We start from the raw sequence: 16098 nt of genomic DNA, 5'->3' as shown, positions 1-16098 counted from the left end.
TTTACATTAATTTAAATATATAAATTATGAAAACTAAATGTAAGCAGCATAGACACGTAATAAATTCGATAAGTTCCTTATTGCTTTTGTTCGTTTCTTTTTTGGCCAATGCACAGCTTAAGGGTGGTCACATTCTTGGCGGAATGGGTTTGCAGGCCGGAACACAAAGTCCCGAAAATACCCTTGTGGTGTATGTTCCGGGATATTTTTACGGCGCTTCTACCCTGCGGGACAGTAACGGAGATATAGCTGTCAGAAACCCCGATATTAATATGTTTGTTACAGGAGCGGGAGTTTCCTGGGTAAGTGATTTCAAAATATTGGGCGCCAACTACGGGGCAACAGCTTTGTTTGCAGTAGCTTCTAATAAGATTGAAGGCAATAATGTAAACATTGACGGTTCACTTGCTTTTACAGACACTTACTTAGTTCCGGTACAATTGGGCTGGCATAAAAAGCGGGCAGATTTTGTCTTTAGTTACCAAATCTATCTTCCAACAGGAAAATACAAAGCAGGCGCCACGGACAACAGCGGTTTAGGCATGTTTATGAATGAGTTTTCGGTGGGAACAACATTATTTTTTAATGACAAAAAGACTTTTCATTTTGCAACTATGGCCTCTTATGAAATCAACGGAAAAAAGAAAGATACCGATATAAAAACAGGAGACATCCTAAGTTTTGAAGGCGGATTGGGAAAAACATTTTACTTTTTGAATGCCGAAAAAACGGCTCCCGTATCTATTCTAAATGCAGGGTTAATTTATTACCTGCAATACAAAGTGACCAATGACAAAATTCCTATTGGGCCCATTGTCTGGCAAGGCGAGAAAGACCATGTCGCCGCATTGGGAGCTGAGGTAAATTTTCTGCACTTAAAATCTAAATCTACTATTGGTTTACGCTGGTTAGGGGAGATTGATGCCGTAAACCGGTTTCAGGGAAATACTTTCTTCGTTACCCTGGCCCATATTTTTAGTACAAAAAAAGAATAAGCAGTACTGCTTTCTTTTAAGTAACCTTTAGATTCTTTGCTATGACAAACACAGGAAACAAATATAATCGTCTTTTTTTTAGCCTTGTATTTTTATTCGTTTCGAGTAGTGGTTTTGCACAGAAACCACATATTAGCGTAAAAGATTCTCTAGACGGTGCATTCGATTTGAGCGATTATATTATTTATGCACACGGTTTTATTGTAGTTCCAACCGTTATAACAGAACCGGCCTTAGGCGGAATTGGAGGTGCAATTGTACCCGTTTTTCTAAAAAAACACGCACCTGTTGTCGATGAAAACGGCAAAAAACGTTTTATAAATCCCGATATAACCGGAGCAATAGGAATGTATACCGGCAATAAAAGCTGGATGACAGGAGCATTTCGTTCCAGTAGCTTAATAAAATCAAGAATACTTTATCGTGTCATGGCGGGCTATGGCGATATGAATTTGTCTTTTTATACCAATAATCTGCCAACGGGAAACGATCAGGAATTTAAACTCAATTTTAAATCGACTATTTTCTACACGCAATGGCTTAAGCAATTTAGAAATGCAAAGTGGAGCGCCGGACCACAATATCTTTTTTTAAACTCAAAGATAAATTTGCCCAGTTTAGATCTTCCGCCTCCTTTTGTGCAGCCCAAAGACATCAAAAGTACTATTAGCCAGTTTGGTGGCGCTATTCAGTTTGACGGGCGCGATAATATTTTTACACCCGATAAAGGAATCAGGCTGCAGTCGGATTTCTTTTGGTCAGACGATGCAATTGGCAGTGATTATGATGCATGGCGTGTAAACCTCTCTGCGATTGGCTATTATCCTTTGACTAAAAAATTAATCGGCGGACTCAGAATAGAAGGAGAACAATCTTTTGGCAAACCGCCATTTTATTTATTACCCGGAATTAATTTAAGAGGAATCCCTGCTGCAAGATATCAGGGAAAAACCAGCATTGTGACAGAAGCAGAATTGCGATGGGATTTTTACAGAAGATGGAGCATTATGGGCTACGGAGGTCTGGCAAGAGCTTTTGACGATTGGGATAAAGCCTTTTCTAAACCGGTAGTATATAGTTATGGTACAGGCTTCAGGTATTTATTAGCGCGAAAATTTAAACTCCGTATGGGAGTAGATGTTGCAAAAGGCCCCGAAGACTGGGCATATTATATTGTTTTTGGCAGCAATTGGATGAGATAATGCAAGTTAGTTTTTATGAAAATCCCGGCAGATTATTTTGTCGGGATTTTTGATTCTTAGGAAATTTGAGTTTTGCATAATTTGTAATCTTTTACAGCTTAATAAAAAGATTATGAAAAAATTAACCGCAGAATAGCAACAAATTACACAAAATTTAATTGTTTTGTAACAAATTAGAAATGTAAGAGACTAATTTATCAAAACCTTAAACATCTATTATGAATACATTTTCATTCAAATCGGTACTTGCAGCTTCGGTATTTTTCGTAGGGGCAACAAGCTGTTTTGCACAAGACGTTTTAGTAAACTCACTAAAACTAAATGCAAGTGATAAAAGTAAAGAAAACTTTAAATTCACAGAACAGATCAATTTAGGAACAACTTCGGTAAAAGCACAAGGTTCTTCGGGTACTTGCTGGAGTTATTCTACAAACTCATTCTTAGAATCAGAAATGATTCGTTTAGGAAAACAGCCTGTAGAATTGTCTCAAATATATTCGGCTAGAAATGTTTATGTAGAAAAAGGCATTAACTATGTTCGCATGCATGGCGCGGTTACTTTGGGTGACGGAGGTGCATTGCATGACGTAATCAATATGTACAAGAAATACGGAACCGTGCCAAGAGAAGTTTACACAGGATTAAACTACGGAACTGATAAAAATAAATTTGGCGAAATGGCAGCGCTTATCGAAGGCGTTTTGGCTGCAGTAGTAAAAAATCCAAACGGAGAACTAACACCAAACTGGCAAAAAGCCTATGCTGCCGTTATTGATTCTTATTTAGGAACTGTGCCTGAAAATTTCAACTACAAAGGAAAAAACTATACACCACAATCTTTTGCCAAAGAAATAGTGGGAATCAATCCTGACGATTATATCGAAATGTCATCTTTTACAACGGCTCCATATTATCAAAAAACCACAATGATGGTACCGGACAACTGGTCGTTTGATCAGGTGTATAACGTAAAGGTAAACGATATGACCGATGTTATTGACAATGCTCTTAAAAAAGGATACACTGTAGCGTGGGCAACAGATGTAAGCGAAAAAAGCTTTAGCTGGAAAAATGGTGTGGCTTATGTACCAACAAAAAAATTCGACGACATGACAGCCGAAGAAAAAGCAGACATGTTTAACGGACCAAAACCGGAACCTGAAATTACTGCCGAAATGCGCCAGGCTGCGTTTGACAACTACACGACAACAGACGACCACGGAATGCACATTATTGGTCTTGCAAAAGATCAAACCGGAAGAGAATATTATATCGTAAAAAATTCTTGGGGAGAAACAAACGACTACAAAGGTTTCTTGTTTGTAACCAAAAATTTTGTGAAATATAAAACTACTGCTTTAATGGTGAACAAAGGGGGAATTCCTACTGAGATTGCCAAGAAGTTGGGGGTTTAGTTTTGTCTGATTAAAAAAAAATACAATTTTTCTCACAGGTAATAATTGAAAGTACGTTTCATTTGTATAAATGTTGGAGCAAAAAAAAGACTATCATTTTCATGATAGTCTTTTTTTTGCTCCTCATCTTGGGGTCGAACCAAGGACGGTTATGATAGTAATAATACTTCTAGAACCTCATGGCGATATTGATAACCAAAAAAAAAGGAAGAAATGATAACAGAAACAACTAATACCATCTTAGACTTTATTAAACTTCATGAACAATAACAATATAAAAAATTAAAGAATTGTCCAAAGACATAAAATTTGCAACATATAATTCAGATAAGGAAGATATTATTCTTAGTGAATATTTAATAGTCTTTTCTATTCGCAATGGAGCATCTTTTAATCAACTTTTGGAATGTGTTAATGAAATTGAAAACTTGAAAGAAAGAGAAGTTAAAAGTAATCATCATCAAAATTTTGGATTTTATTAATCTTAAACCAAATTACGTCTCTTTATTAAATGAGAATAATTGTGCGAGTGATTTTTTAAACTCTCTTCTTAGTTATAGTTAATTGAAATATGATTTGCAACTCATTTTCTATATATTTGATAAAAAATCTAAACTTAATTAAATGTATACATTAACAAATGTCACAATTGAAGGTTTTTGGGGAAAGTACACTATAAATACAGATTTAAAAGATAACGTAAATATTTTCATTGGTAAAAATGGAACCGGAAAGACAACATTCATAAATTTACTTGAATCTGTTATATCTGTAAATGTAGAAAAACTTTATAACCATCAATTCGAATCAATAACACTTCAGCTCATTAACAAGAAAAGTACAAAAAAGATAACTGTTACTAAAAAAGCATTAGACGTCCAATATAAAGAAATCACTTATCAAATTGGCACAAATAAATACAGGATTCCAATTTTATCAAACAGAGATTTAAAAAGTTTTAGCGTGTCTTCTGGAAGAGCAATTGCAAGGCCTTTTAGAGAAAGCTTCCAAATCAAAAATGAAATAAAAAAAATCGTCAACTTATCTTTTTTATCTGTTAGTAGAGAAAAATTATTTGACGATTTAATTACAGAGAGAAATCAAAATGATCTTTACAATCCAATTGATAATCGTCTTCAACAATTAATGACAGACTTAACCTCTTATCAATTACAATTAGAAACTGAGGTAAATAAATTATCTAAAAAATTTCAAGAAGATGTTTTAAGAAACATGCTGTTTAATGATAATTTTGACATAATCGATCTTACAAAACCATTTACAATGAATATTGACGAGATTTCGAAAGGACTTTCTCGTGCTTATGATGTTTTGGGAATTTTAGATGTTGCTACGATGGTAATAATCGAAAATCATATTTCTGCCTTAAAAAAATCTGCTGATAAAATTAATAATTCATTAAAACAAAGTGCAGAAAAAATAACAGTTTATGCCAATGATGTAACGCCGTTAGCTCTTTTTAGAAGAACTGAGAAGATTATAGATTTATCAACAGAATTAGATGAAAGCAAAAAAAGAATTTTTGAAAAACTAGACAATTATATCAATCTTTTAAATGATTTTCACGAAACGAAGTATTTTACTCTTGGAGAAAGTAACAAAGGAACCATCAATATAACTAAAGACAATAGTCCAATACTTCCTTCGGAACTATCATCAGGTGAAAAACAGTTACTAATTCTATTAACTGAAACGCTACTACAAAGAGGACAACAAACTATCTTCATAGCTGATGAACCAGAACTTTCGTTACATATTGAGTGGCAAAGAAAAATAATTTCTTCAATTCAAGAATTAAATCCTAATTCTCAAATAATATTAGCCACGCATTCACCTGAAATTGTTGGTAAATACAAAGATAGATTAATTAATATGTCAAGAATTATAAATGAATAATTTTGAATTTTCAACCGATGCTCTAGGAGTAAAAGGTGCGTTTTATGATAAAGATATTACAATTTACGTAGAAGGAGAAGACGATCCGATTTTTTGGACTGAAATACTAAAATTAGTAGACAAAAGTGCATATATAGAAGATGTGGGAGGGTGTAATGAATTAGATAAATACATTACAAAAATTATTGAAGAGAATGCAGAATTCTATGTCGCAACTGATAGAGATCATCGAGATTTCGAATCTACAGACCACCTTGATTGCGAGAAGATACTCTTCACATATGGCCATTCAATAGAAAACACGATGTACAAATGCAATTCCATAAATAATATAATCATAAAATATTCAAAAAAAGTAGAAATTGATTTAGTTGACGAAATACAAGAGATCTTAAATGTTTTTGAAGCTAACGTTCATGACTTATTAGTCTATGATATTACCAGTAAGAGATTTGGAAAAGGAATAAAAGTTTTTGGAGATAGCTGTCACAGATTTTTAAAAAATCGAAACTCAACTGAATTATGCTTAACTAAAATCAATGTGTTCATTGAATCAATAAAGGAAAAATTTACAGAAGAAGAAATTGCTGAAACTCGCAAATTAATAGATGAAAATCCAAAACAGAGATGGTTTTTAATAAAAGGACATTTTATAACTCTTTTAGTAATAAATATTATCAAAAAATACGTAAGACAACATCGTCAAAAAGAAATAACATTAGGATTAGATGATGTTTATAGTCATACAATCGATAGCATGAAAAATAATTATAGAGATGTAGACGTAATTCATTTGATCAAAGAGACCGATAAAATTTATTATGCCTGATAAAAAAAATACTAAAAACTATTAAACAATGCTGAAAAGTCTCTTACATTGTAAATAAAAAAAATAATTTTATGTAAAATCGAAATATGAAAAGATATTGCAAATTTTAGGCTAAACGAAAAAAAGAGGTTTGAATAAAACCTCTTTTTTTATTATAACATATGTATGTTTTTAAAAAATCTACTTCCCTTTCAACAACTTCTCCAAATATTCCACTTTCTCTTTTTCAGCCAAAACCAAACGCTCGAAAAGTTCAACCATTTTATCAAGCGGGTTGAAATTACAACTATATGCATTTCCATTAACGACATTGCTGTCGTGATAAGTATTCCCAATAATATTTAAAACCGCTTCTTCAGAGAAATTCTTAATTCCTTCAACAGACACGCCTAAAACTTCAGCAATTGCTTTGAGTTTTTCTTCATCGATGGTTTCACTGTTTTCAATAGCAGAAATAGCCTGTTGGTTGGTTCCTAAAGCTTGCGCTAATGCTTCTTGTTTCATATCTCGAAGTTCACGAATACGGCTAATTTTTCGCCCTATATGATTTGGTTTTGTTAGTGTGCTCATAATTCAAAGATATTTAAAATTCCTGAGAAAATTATTTGTGTTGTAAAATACGGGGTTGTATTTGTACAATACATTTTTGGTGTTTTTTCTGTTTTTGCTTGATTAAACAAAAATACAATTTTTCTCACAGGTAACGATTGCTTGTGATTGCCTTTTTTGTCATTTCGACGAAAGGAGAAATCACACAAGAGGCTCCTCAATCATAATCGCCAATTTATGTAGAGTTACGCGTGCGATTCTTCGTTCCTCAGAATGACAAAACCCATGATCGCCTTTTTGTCATTTCGACGAAAGGAGAAATTACACAAGAAGCTCCGCAATCATAATTGCCAATCTATGTAGAGTTACGCGTGCGATTCTTCGTTCCTCAGAATGACAAAACCCGTGATTGCCTTTTTGTCATTTCGACATAAGGAGAAATCACACAAGAGGCTCCGCAGTTATAATTGCCAGTCTTTGTAGAGTTACGCGTGTGATTCTTCGTTCCTCAGAACGACAAATACTATGTATAATTTTTTTAGGATGCATTCTATAAGTAAGGAGAAATAAAGACAAAAAAATACCACTTACGTCTGTAAGTGGTATTTAATAAGCTCCCCCTCTTGGGCTCGAACCAAGGACCCTCTGATTAACAGTCAGATGCTCTAACCAACTGAGCTAAGGAGGAATCACCTTAAGGTAAAATATGTTTGCTAAAAAAAGTTGCTCCCCCTCTTGGGCTCGAACCAAGGACCCTCTGATTAACAGTCAGATGCTCTAACCAACTGAGCTAAGGAGGAAGTTGTTGCTCTTTTTAGCGAGTGCAAATATAGTTGATTTTTTAATTTCCCAAAAATATTTTAACTCTTTTTCTTTATTTTTTTTTCTACTTCACAATTGCCTTATAAATATCGTTTCCGTTTGCGAATAAAAGCAGTGCTATAAGTAGTACAAACCCAACCATTTGGGCGTTTTCAAGGAATTTATCACTAGGTTTTTTGCCACTGATCATTTCGTATAATAAAAACATCACATGACCACCATCTAGTGCCGGAATTGGCAATAAATTCATCACTCCAAGCATAATTGACAATAAAGCAGTGATTGACCAGAATACTTCCCAACTCCATGAAGTAGGGAAAATGTTAAAAATTGCCGCAAAACCACCAACTTGTTTGTAAGCTTTTGTTTCCGGATTAAAAATCATTTTCAATTGTTTTCCGTAACCTACTAACTGGTCTTTTCCTTTTTGAAGACCAACCGGAATAGATTCAATAAAGCTATATTCTTTGGTACTTATTTTATAGTAGCCTAATTTTTCTAAAGATTTGATGTCTAAACCACCTCCGACAACACCCAATGTTCCTTTTTCAGAGACTTGAACAGTAATAGGCACTTGTTTTAAATCACGCAAGACGATAGCAGGAATAGTTTTTCCTTTATTTGCATTTAGAATTGCCTTAACCTGATCATAATATTTCGCCTGCTGTCCATTTAATGTTACAAGCAAATCTTTTGGTTTAAGAGAAGTATTTTTAGAACCTTCCTGAAGACTACCAACAACAAAAGGCATTCTAGGGCTTATTAGCAGGCTTTTTTCGTGTTTTGAAAGTTTGTCAACAAAATCAGTTGGTATTTTGATGCTCTGTTGTTGTCCATTTCTTTCAATTAATACCTCTTTGGCCATGATTACTTTCATGTTTGTGTCATCGTCAAAATTTTCGATTTTCTGTCCGTCAATAGAAATTACTTTGTCTCCTGTTAAAATTCCTATTTTTTCAATTGCAGGATTCGTTACCCAGATTCCATCTTTCAAATCTGCATTTGCTACATAGGTATCACCATAAACAAACGCCATTCCGATATAGATAATAAAAGCCAGGATAAAGTTTACCGTAACACCACCCAACATAATAATCAAACGCTGCCATGCCGGCTTAGAACGAAATTCCCACGGTTGAGGCGGAAGTGCCATTTGTTCCTTGTCCATACTTTCGTCAATCATTCCCGAGATTTTTACATAACCCCCAAGTGGCAGCCAGCCGATTCCGTAAACAGTTTCGCCAATTTGTTTTTTAAACAAAGAAAATTTTACATCAAAAAACAAGTAAAATTTCTCAACTCTGGTTTTAAATAATTTTGCAGGAATAAAATGTCCTAATTCGTGAAGAATAATAAGTAAAGATAAACTCAATAGAAATTGAGAGAGTTTGATAACTATATCCATTTTGTATTTTTAGTTCGTAATTTTTTTAACGCACAAAAGTAGCGTTTCTATTTTAATTTGATAGTGCAATATAAGACATAAGGTTTTAAATGTTTGTTAATAATTCGCCTAAGTTTTTTTGTCAGATTAAGCAATATCAATTTTAGAGTTTCATTTTATTAGTAATTCATTTGATTAAAATGTTACAAATGTCCTATTCTGATATTTTTAAAACTTTCTAAAGACATTGCTTCACTTCCTCCTTTTTAATTTCATATTTATTATAAAACGACATTAATCTCAAATAGTTAACAAAACTATTTAGAAATTCTCATGAAGTTTATTATTTCGTTAATTTTTAAATTGAAAGAGATGAATTTTATTAAACAAATTGAAAGGATAAAAAAAATGCATCTGTTGATTAGTTCAGAAAAAACAGGTACTCCAAGTGTTTTTGCAAGAAAGTTATGTTTGAGCAGAAGCCAGCTTTATAATGAATTGGATATGATAAAAGAACTAGATGCACCATTAAAATATTGCAAAAAAAGAGAGAGTTTTTATTATGAAACCTCTTTTGAATTAATACTCGATTATTCTTTGAAAATTATTGTTGAAGATGAAGCCAAACAAATTTTTGGTGGTTCTTACTTCCGTCCAATTTTATTAGACGGAACTCTGATAAGTTTGCTATAACAAAAATTCTCGCGAAAATGATTTTGTTAAATTATTAATTAACGTTTAAAAATTAAAACTATGGAATTATCAGTAGTGAATTTAGAAGAATTGAATTTAGTTGAGCTTAATGCTCAGGAAGTACAAGAAGTTGAAGGTGGAATTGTTCCATTAATAATTGCAGTTTGCCTATTATGGGGAACACATAATGCATATTAATTATTGAATGTTAGGAGCGAATTACTATTTAGTGATTCGCTTCTTTTCTAAATATGATAAAAATAATACAAACTTTAGTACTGGTTCGCCTAAGAAAATTTCTACCTCCCAAGGACAATTTGGCTTTGATGTTATTTCTTTGTGTTTATTTAGTATGTTTTTTCTACTTAAACGAAAAATTTCAAGTTTTAAGGAACTACTTTCTTTTATTTTCTTTAGATATTTTTTTCTATCATGTCAACAGAAAAGATATTGATTTGCTAAAACTAAATAGTAAATGGGCATCAATATTATTTGGAGAATATTTTGTTTATAGCTCGCCTTATGTGGCTTTGCTGATTCTAAATAAGGAATATTTGTTTGCTGTAATATTTCTTGTTTTGATAGCGATATATATTATCGTTCCACAGTTTAATAGCACAATAATTAAATATCCTTTTAGATTATTTGATCCGTTTTGGCATATCTGTTGGAGAAGAAACAAATTAATTTTATTTCTTCCTGTAACTATTTTTTTAGTGATTGTTGGAGATTTATACAAAAACGAAAATCTTATTATAGCTTCATTTTTTGTAGCTTCAATCTTTACTGTTTTGCCTTCTTTTCAAAGAGAGTTTTACGAAAGTATTAAGATGAGCGGATATAGTGGAAAAGATTACCTCAATAGGCAATTTAATACTGTAATTTTAAATTCATTATTGATAGTTATACCATTAATTATTACGCTTTTGTTATTTCAAAAATGGGAATTATTGCTTTTTACGCCTCTAATTTTTGTGATTCCATTGCTTAGTATCCTATTCAAATATTCATTCTTCAATAATCAATTTCTGCATCAATTAATGTTTGCTGTTTTTTTGACTTTGTCTCCCCTTGGAATACCTCTTATTGCCATTCCATTTTTATATTTAAAATCCATTAAAAATATTAAAGCTATTCAGTATGTTTCAAATTAAGATAAAAAACAAATCTTATAAAGACAAAACGGTTTTGCAAGACATTCTGATTTCTATACCTAAAAACGGAATTTATGGTGTGGTAGGGAAAAATGGCGAGGGGAAAACCACATTATTTAAATGTTTAACAGGGCTGACTTCTTTTGAGGGTTCTATTCTCCATACAGAGGGATATTCTCTTAAGGGTAAAATTTCATGGTGTCCTACTGAACCCATGATTTATGATGAATTGACAGCTAAAGAATTTGCTATTTTTTATCAGGAATTATTAAATATAGAAAGAAATGATTTTCAAATGTTTGCTGTACCTCAGGATAAACTAGTGAAGGAGTTTTCTACAGGTATGAAAAAGAAAGCTTACCTCAATGCGATACTCCAAAAAAAATATTCTATTTACGTTTTTGATGAACCCTTTAACGGTCTTGACTTAGAGTCAAATTATATATTGATGGCTTATATAAAAGAGATTGCAAAAGATAGTATTGTTTTTATTTCGTCACATATTCTGGAAATATTGTACAAAGATTGCGATTGTATTTTTTTGTTAAAAGACAAAAAGATTAAAGAATTTGACAAAAATGGTTTTTCGGAAATCGAAAAAGAACTTTTTTCTACTATCGTATGAATTTCAGTTCAGACCCAATAAATACTCTTGAAAATTTAATAGCAAAAAACAAAACAAACAGTTTTTCTATATACTTAATTATTGTTTTAACTATTATAGTATCGCTTTTTTTATTGCCTGTTATTAAAGTTGATATCAGCAGCCAGAGCCGTGGGATAATTCGAAGTCAAACAGATAATGTTCCTATCACAACTATTGTAAGCGGAAGAGTGAATTGGATAGCTTTAAAGAATAATTCCTTTGTAAAAAAAGGAGATACAATTTTAGAAATTTCTAAAGAAAATCTTGAAAGTGACAAAAGAACTCAGGATACCTTATCTGTTTCTGTTATAGCGTTATTAAAAGATATCTCAAATGTTTTGCAAAATAAAACAAGACATTTGCTGACTTCTACAGCACGTGAAGATTTATTGAAATTTGAATCAGGAAAAAATGAACTGCAAACTAAAATCTCACAAGCACAAATAAATTATGATCGCAATAAAATTTTGTATGATAAAGATATTATTGCCAAAGCTGACTTTGAAAAATTCGAATATGAATTGCGCTTGTCAAAACAAATGCTGCAAAGTTTTGCAAGCCAGCAAAAGGCAACGTGGGAAAATCAAAAAAAAGATTTAGAAGAGCGTTTAAAAAACCTTAAAGGAACTGTAGCAAAAATAAATGTTGAATCCACTAATTATACTGTTTTGGCACCGATTTCTGGGACAATAGAAAATTTTTCAGGGATACAGAAAGGTTCTTTTATTAATGCTTCACAATCTATAGCAACAATTTCTTCTGCAGATCGGCTTATTGTAGAAAGTAATGTTTCTCCAAACGACATTGGTCTTATTAAGAAAAACCAAAAAGTAAAATTTCAACTAGATGCTTTTAACTATAATCAATGGGGTTTATTAGAAGGGAAAGTAATTGATATTGATCGAAATATAACAATACAGGGCGACCAGACTTTTTTTAAAGTACGTTGTGCTTTAGATTCTCAAACTTTACAATTAAAATCAGGATATAAAACTGCCGTTTCCAAAGGAATGACCTTAACAAGCAGATACATTATAACACGCAGAAGTTTATTCGATTTGTTATTTGATAAAATTGACGATTGGCTAAACCCAAAACAATTATCAAATAAAAATTAAAAAATGGCTTCAATAAAAATAAAACAACATGATATTCAAGATTGTGGCGCTGCTTGTCTGGCTTCTATTGGAAACCATTACAAAATTAATCTTCCTATCGCCAGAATCAGGCAGTATGCCAATACAGATAAACGTGGTACAAACGTATTAGGAATAATCGAAGCTGCAGATAAAATGGGATTTACTGCAAAAGGTGTTAAGGGTGGTGCTGATGCTTTAAATAAAATCCCTTTACCTGCCGTTGCTCATATTATTACAAAAGAGCAATTGCATCATTATGTTGTAATTTATAAGGTTGACAAATCTAAAATCACACTAATGGATCCGGGTTTTGGTAAAATAGAAACCTGTAGTTTCGAAGAATTTCAAAAAACATGGTCTGGTGTATTAATTCTTTTCGCCCCAAATGCTGATTTTAAAATAGCAAATGAAAAAACGTCAGCCGTAAACCGTTTTTGGAATTTAATTCAACCCCACAAAACCATTTTAATTCAGGCTTTGACTGGTGCAATTCTATATACTCTTTTAGGACTTGCAATGTCTGTTTACATTCAAAAAATAACAGATTACGTTTTGGTAGATGGCAATCGAAATTTACTAAATTTATTAAGTGTTTTTATGATTGTTGTTGTTTTGCTTCAAACTTATATAGGTTCTAAAAAGAGCATTTTTGTAATGAAAACAGGACAATTAATTGATGCTAAATTAATTCTGGGTTATTATAAACACTTGCTGCATTTGCCTCAACGCTTTTTTGATACGATGCAAATAGGAGAAATTACATCCAGAATAAACGATGCAGTAAAAATTCGTTCGTTTATTAACGAAGTTGCGATTGAAATGATTGTTAATATTTTTATAGTGATTTTTTCCTTCACACTGATGTTTACTTATTATTGGAAATTAGCTTTGGTTATCTTGCTTGTGATTCCGTTTTATGCAGGAATTTATTTTTTGTTGAATAAGTTTAACAAAAAAGTAGAGCGAACTATTATGGAAAATGCTGCTGAGCTTCAAACTCAATTAGTCGAAAGTATAACTCACGTGAGAACCGTTAAGGAATTTGGAATTGAGGAATTTTCAAATTTAAAAACCGAAAATAAATTTGTCAAATTATTATTTACAACATATAAGTCTGGTTTAAATGGAATATTTGCAAATACATCTACCCAGTTTCTTGCTTCCGGATTTACTATTGTTTTAATGTGGATAGGCTCTGGTTATGTAATTGAGAGGAATATTACGCCGGGAGAGCTATTTTCATTTTATGCTTTAATAGGATATTTTACATCACCGGTTGCTTCTTTAATCGGTATGAATAAAACGGCACAAAACGCATTAATCGCTGCAGACAGGCTTTTTGAAATAATGGATTTAGAAAGAGAACAAACCGAAAACAAAGTACAATTACAAAAAGAAAATTTAGGCGATATAAAGTTTGAAAATGTATCTTTTAGATATGGTTCACGTGTTGAGGTTTTTAAAAATTTTAATGCAGTATTCAAAAAAAATGAAACTACCGCTGTTGTAGGAGAAAGCGGAAGTGGAAAAACAACTTTAATATCACTTCTTCAAAATTTGTATCCAATTAAAGAAGGTAAAATTTGTATTGGTGATTACGATACTCAATTTATACATTATAAAAGCTTAAGAAATTGTATTGGTGTGATTCCTCAGCAGCTTAATTTGTTTTCAGGGAACATTGTAGATAATATTGCCTTAGGTGAACCATTTCCAAACGTTCAGCGAATTTTAGATTTGTCAAAACAACTAGGCATTACAGAGTTTGTAGAAAAATTACCAAATGGCTTTGAAACCCAGGTAGGAGAAAATGGCGCAATGTTATCTGGCGGACAAAAACAAAGAATTGCTATTGCCAGAGCATTATATAAAAACCCTGAGATTTTATTAATGGATGAAGCAACATCATCGTTAGACTCAAAAGCAGAGAAAATAGTTAAAGATGTTATTGATAATTTTAAATCGCAAGGAAAAACGATAATTATAATTGCACATAGATTAAGTACAATTGCAAATGCAGACACAATAATGGTAATGAAAAATGGCAGTATTATTGAATCTGGCACTCATTTAAACTTATTGGAAAAATCTGGAGAATATTTCAATCTTTGGAAAAATCAAAAATTTGATTTAAATGTTTGTTAATTAATAAACATTTAGATTTCCAGTTTTAACAAGATGCTGTAACTTTACTATTTTGAACGCTATCATACCCAATTGGTAGCCTAAAACCACTAAAAGTTACATTTATGGCTTCATTATTATTTTCACCACTTTCGATAAAAAAAATCACTTTAAAAAATAGAATTGTTATCTCTCCAATGTGCCAGTATTCTGCAATCGACGGATTTGCAAACGATTGGCATCTTGTTCATTTAGGAAGCCGTGCCAGCGGAGGTGCCGGTCTGATTATTCAGGAAGCTACAGCAGTTTCTCCCGAAGCCAGAATTTCTCCTTCTGATTTAGGAATCTGGAAAGACGAACACATTGAGAAATTAAAACAAATCAATGAATTTATCGTTTCTCAACATGCAGTTCCGGGAATTCAGTTAGCGCATGCAGGCCGAAAAGCAAGTGTTTCTGCACCCTGGATGGGCAACAAAAAATTAGATTTCGTTCATGGCGGATGGCAAACCGTTGCACCAAGCACGGTTCCATATCATGATGACGAACCGTTTCTTCCAGAATCCTTAGACAAAGAAGGCATTCAAAAAGTAATTGATGATTTTAGATCGGCAGCAAAAAGAGCCGTTGAAGCACGTTATCAGGTTATGGAAATTCATGGTGCACATGGTTATTTATTACATCAGTTTTTATCGCCTTTAACTAATAAAAGAGCAGATGAATATGGGGGAATTTTTGAAAACAGAATTCGTTTTACTCTGGAAATTTTAGAAGCCGTACAGTCAGAATGGCCCTCAGATTTGCCTTTATGGGTTAGAATTTCTGCTACAGATTGGGCAGAAGGAGGATGGAATCCGGAAGAATCAGTAAAACTTTCGGCCATTTTAAAAGAAAAAGGAGTAGATTTAATCGATGTATCGTCAGGCGGACTGGTTTCGCATCAGCAAATTGAATTAAAACCGGGCTATCAGGTTCCGTTTGCAGAAAAAATTAAAAAAGAAGCTGCTATTTTAACCGGGGCTGTTGGTTTGATTACAGAAGCAAAACAAGCTGAGGAGATTTTAAGCAGCGGACAGGCTGATTTGGTTTTATTTGCCAGAGAATCGCTCAGAGACCCAAACCTGCCGTTGCATTTTGCCAAAGAATTAAACGAAGATATACTTTGGCCAAAACAATACGCAAGAGCTAAAAATTAAATAGTCAAAGATTATAGGATTAAAATTATTTTT

The 16098-nt window shown here is 32.5% G+C and carries 15 protein-coding genes and 2 tRNA genes; 13 read left to right on the top strand and 4 right to left on the bottom strand.

Annotation, left to right across the window (positions count from 1 at the left end):
• Positions 1-26 precede the first annotated feature (26 nt).
• The 6 genes from JOD96_RS02925 (at position 27) to JOD96_RS02900 (ending at position 6358) form a co-directional block, all read left to right on the top strand.
• Positions 27-995, top strand: coding sequence for a transporter (locus JOD96_RS02925; RefSeq protein WP_209562772.1), 969 nt, complete (start codon positions 27-29; stop codon positions 993-995).
• Positions 996-1036: 41 nt separating this feature from the next.
• Positions 1037-2197 carry a BamA/TamA family outer membrane protein gene (locus tag JOD96_RS02920; RefSeq protein WP_209562771.1) on the top strand — a complete coding sequence of 387 codons (1161 nt, stop codon included), beginning with the start codon at positions 1037-1039 and terminating at the stop codon, positions 2195-2197.
• Between the two features lie 218 nt (positions 2198-2415).
• Complete coding sequence (locus JOD96_RS02915) at positions 2416-3612, top strand: aminopeptidase C (protein WP_209562770.1); 1197 nt, start codon at positions 2416-2418, stop codon at positions 3610-3612.
• 290 nt (positions 3613-3902) lie between these two features.
• A complete protein-coding gene (locus JOD96_RS02910; RefSeq protein ID WP_209562769.1) occupies positions 3903-4094 on the top strand; it encodes a hypothetical protein in 192 nt (63 codons plus the stop codon).
• A gap of 142 nt (positions 4095-4236) precedes the next feature.
• Positions 4237-5529, top strand: coding sequence for an AAA family ATPase (locus tag JOD96_RS02905; protein ID WP_209562768.1), 1293 nt, complete (start codon positions 4237-4239; stop codon positions 5527-5529).
• Positions 5522-6358 carry a DUF4435 domain-containing protein gene (locus JOD96_RS02900; protein ID WP_209562767.1) on the top strand — a complete coding sequence of 279 codons (837 nt, stop codon included), beginning with the start codon at positions 5522-5524 and terminating at the stop codon, positions 6356-6358. Before JOD96_RS02905 ends, JOD96_RS02900 begins: the two co-directional genes overlap by 8 nt.
• Positions 6359-6538: 180 nt before the next feature.
• Here the strand turns inward: JOD96_RS02900 and JOD96_RS02895 are convergent, their stop codons facing one another.
• The 4 genes from JOD96_RS02895 to rseP all read right to left on the bottom strand — a co-directional run bounded on the left by JOD96_RS02895 (position 6539) and on the right by rseP (position 9134).
• A complete protein-coding gene (locus JOD96_RS02895; protein WP_209562766.1) occupies positions 6539-6928 on the bottom strand; it encodes a helix-turn-helix domain-containing protein in 390 nt (129 codons plus the stop codon).
• Positions 6929-7521: 593 nt separating this feature from the next.
• Positions 7522-7595 (bottom strand) — tRNA-Asn (locus JOD96_RS02890).
• Positions 7596-7633: 38 nt separating this feature from the next.
• A tRNA-Asn gene (locus JOD96_RS02885) sits at positions 7634-7707 on the bottom strand.
• A gap of 86 nt (positions 7708-7793) precedes the next feature.
• A complete protein-coding gene (gene rseP, locus JOD96_RS02880) occupies positions 7794-9134 on the bottom strand; it encodes an RIP metalloprotease RseP (protein WP_209562765.1) in 1341 nt (446 codons plus the stop codon).
• A 351-nt stretch (positions 9135-9485) separates the two neighbouring features.
• Between rseP and JOD96_RS02875 the strand changes: the two genes are divergently transcribed.
• From JOD96_RS02875 to JOD96_RS02845, 7 genes are all read left to right on the top strand, one after another.
• Entirely contained in the window at positions 9486-9806 is a 321-nt protein-coding gene (locus tag JOD96_RS02875; RefSeq protein WP_209562764.1) for a hypothetical protein, read from the top strand.
• A gap of 60 nt (positions 9807-9866) precedes the next feature.
• Complete coding sequence (locus JOD96_RS02870) at positions 9867-10004, top strand: class IIb bacteriocin, lactobin A/cerein 7B family (RefSeq protein WP_245188336.1); 138 nt, start codon at positions 9867-9869, stop codon at positions 10002-10004.
• A gap of 53 nt (positions 10005-10057) precedes the next feature.
• Positions 10058-10960: a hypothetical protein gene (locus JOD96_RS02865; protein WP_209562763.1), complete on the top strand. Its 903-nt coding sequence runs from the start codon at positions 10058-10060 to the stop codon at positions 10958-10960.
• Entirely contained in the window at positions 10947-11585 is a 639-nt protein-coding gene (locus JOD96_RS02860; RefSeq protein WP_209562762.1) for an ATP-binding cassette domain-containing protein, read from the top strand. Before JOD96_RS02865 ends, JOD96_RS02860 begins: the two co-directional genes overlap by 14 nt.
• A complete protein-coding gene (locus tag JOD96_RS02855; protein ID WP_209562761.1) occupies positions 11582-12724 on the top strand; it encodes an HlyD family secretion protein in 1143 nt (380 codons plus the stop codon). The genes JOD96_RS02860 and JOD96_RS02855 overlap by 4 nt, the downstream gene beginning before the upstream one ends.
• Positions 12725-12727: 3 nt before the next feature.
• Positions 12728-14890, top strand: a complete 2163-nt coding sequence (locus JOD96_RS02850; RefSeq protein WP_209562760.1) for a peptidase domain-containing ABC transporter — start codon at positions 12728-12730, stop codon at positions 14888-14890.
• Between the two features lie 104 nt (positions 14891-14994).
• Positions 14995-16065 carry an NADH:flavin oxidoreductase/NADH oxidase gene (locus tag JOD96_RS02845; RefSeq protein WP_209562759.1) on the top strand — a complete coding sequence of 357 codons (1071 nt, stop codon included), beginning with the start codon at positions 14995-14997 and terminating at the stop codon, positions 16063-16065.
• Positions 16066-16098: the final 33 nt, after the last annotated feature.

This window comes from Flavobacterium sp. 1355, assembly GCF_017833415.1.
Classification (GTDB): domain Bacteria; phylum Bacteroidota; class Bacteroidia; order Flavobacteriales; family Flavobacteriaceae; genus Flavobacterium.
Note: the sequence above shows the minus strand (reverse complement) of the source record. Positions and strands in the feature narration are given on the sequence as shown.

Excerpts from the sequence above, each read along its gene's own strand:
- JOD96_RS02925 (WP_209562772.1), top strand. The coding sequence starts at position 27 with ATGAAAACTAAATGTAAGCAGCATAGACACGTAATAAATTCGATAAGT.
- JOD96_RS02920 (WP_209562771.1), top strand. The coding sequence starts at position 1,037 with ATGACAAACACAGGAAACAAATATAATCGTCTTTTTTTTAGCCTTGTA.
- JOD96_RS02915 (WP_209562770.1), top strand. The coding sequence starts at position 2,416 with ATGAATACATTTTCATTCAAATCGGTACTTGCAGCTTCGGTATTTTTC.
- JOD96_RS02905 (WP_209562768.1), top strand. The coding sequence starts at position 4,237 with ATGTATACATTAACAAATGTCACAATTGAAGGTTTTTGGGGAAAGTAC.
- JOD96_RS02900 (WP_209562767.1), top strand. The coding sequence starts at position 5,522 with ATGAATAATTTTGAATTTTCAACCGATGCTCTAGGAGTAAAAGGTGCG.
- JOD96_RS02895 (WP_209562766.1), bottom strand. The coding sequence starts at position 6,928 with ATGAGCACACTAACAAAACCAAATCATATAGGGCGAAAAATTAGCCGT.
- rseP (WP_209562765.1), bottom strand. The coding sequence starts at position 9,134 with ATGGATATAGTTATCAAACTCTCTCAATTTCTATTGAGTTTATCTTTA.
- JOD96_RS02875 (WP_209562764.1), top strand. The coding sequence starts at position 9,486 with ATGAATTTTATTAAACAAATTGAAAGGATAAAAAAAATGCATCTGTTG.
- JOD96_RS02870 (WP_245188336.1), top strand. The coding sequence starts at position 9,867 with ATGGAATTATCAGTAGTGAATTTAGAAGAATTGAATTTAGTTGAGCTT.
- JOD96_RS02865 (WP_209562763.1), top strand. The coding sequence starts at position 10,058 with ATGATAAAAATAATACAAACTTTAGTACTGGTTCGCCTAAGAAAATTT.
- JOD96_RS02860 (WP_209562762.1), top strand. The coding sequence starts at position 10,947 with ATGTTTCAAATTAAGATAAAAAACAAATCTTATAAAGACAAAACGGTT.
- JOD96_RS02855 (WP_209562761.1), top strand. The coding sequence starts at position 11,582 with ATGAATTTCAGTTCAGACCCAATAAATACTCTTGAAAATTTAATAGCA.
- JOD96_RS02850 (WP_209562760.1), top strand. The coding sequence starts at position 12,728 with ATGGCTTCAATAAAAATAAAACAACATGATATTCAAGATTGTGGCGCT.
- JOD96_RS02845 (WP_209562759.1), top strand. The coding sequence starts at position 14,995 with ATGGCTTCATTATTATTTTCACCACTTTCGATAAAAAAAATCACTTTA.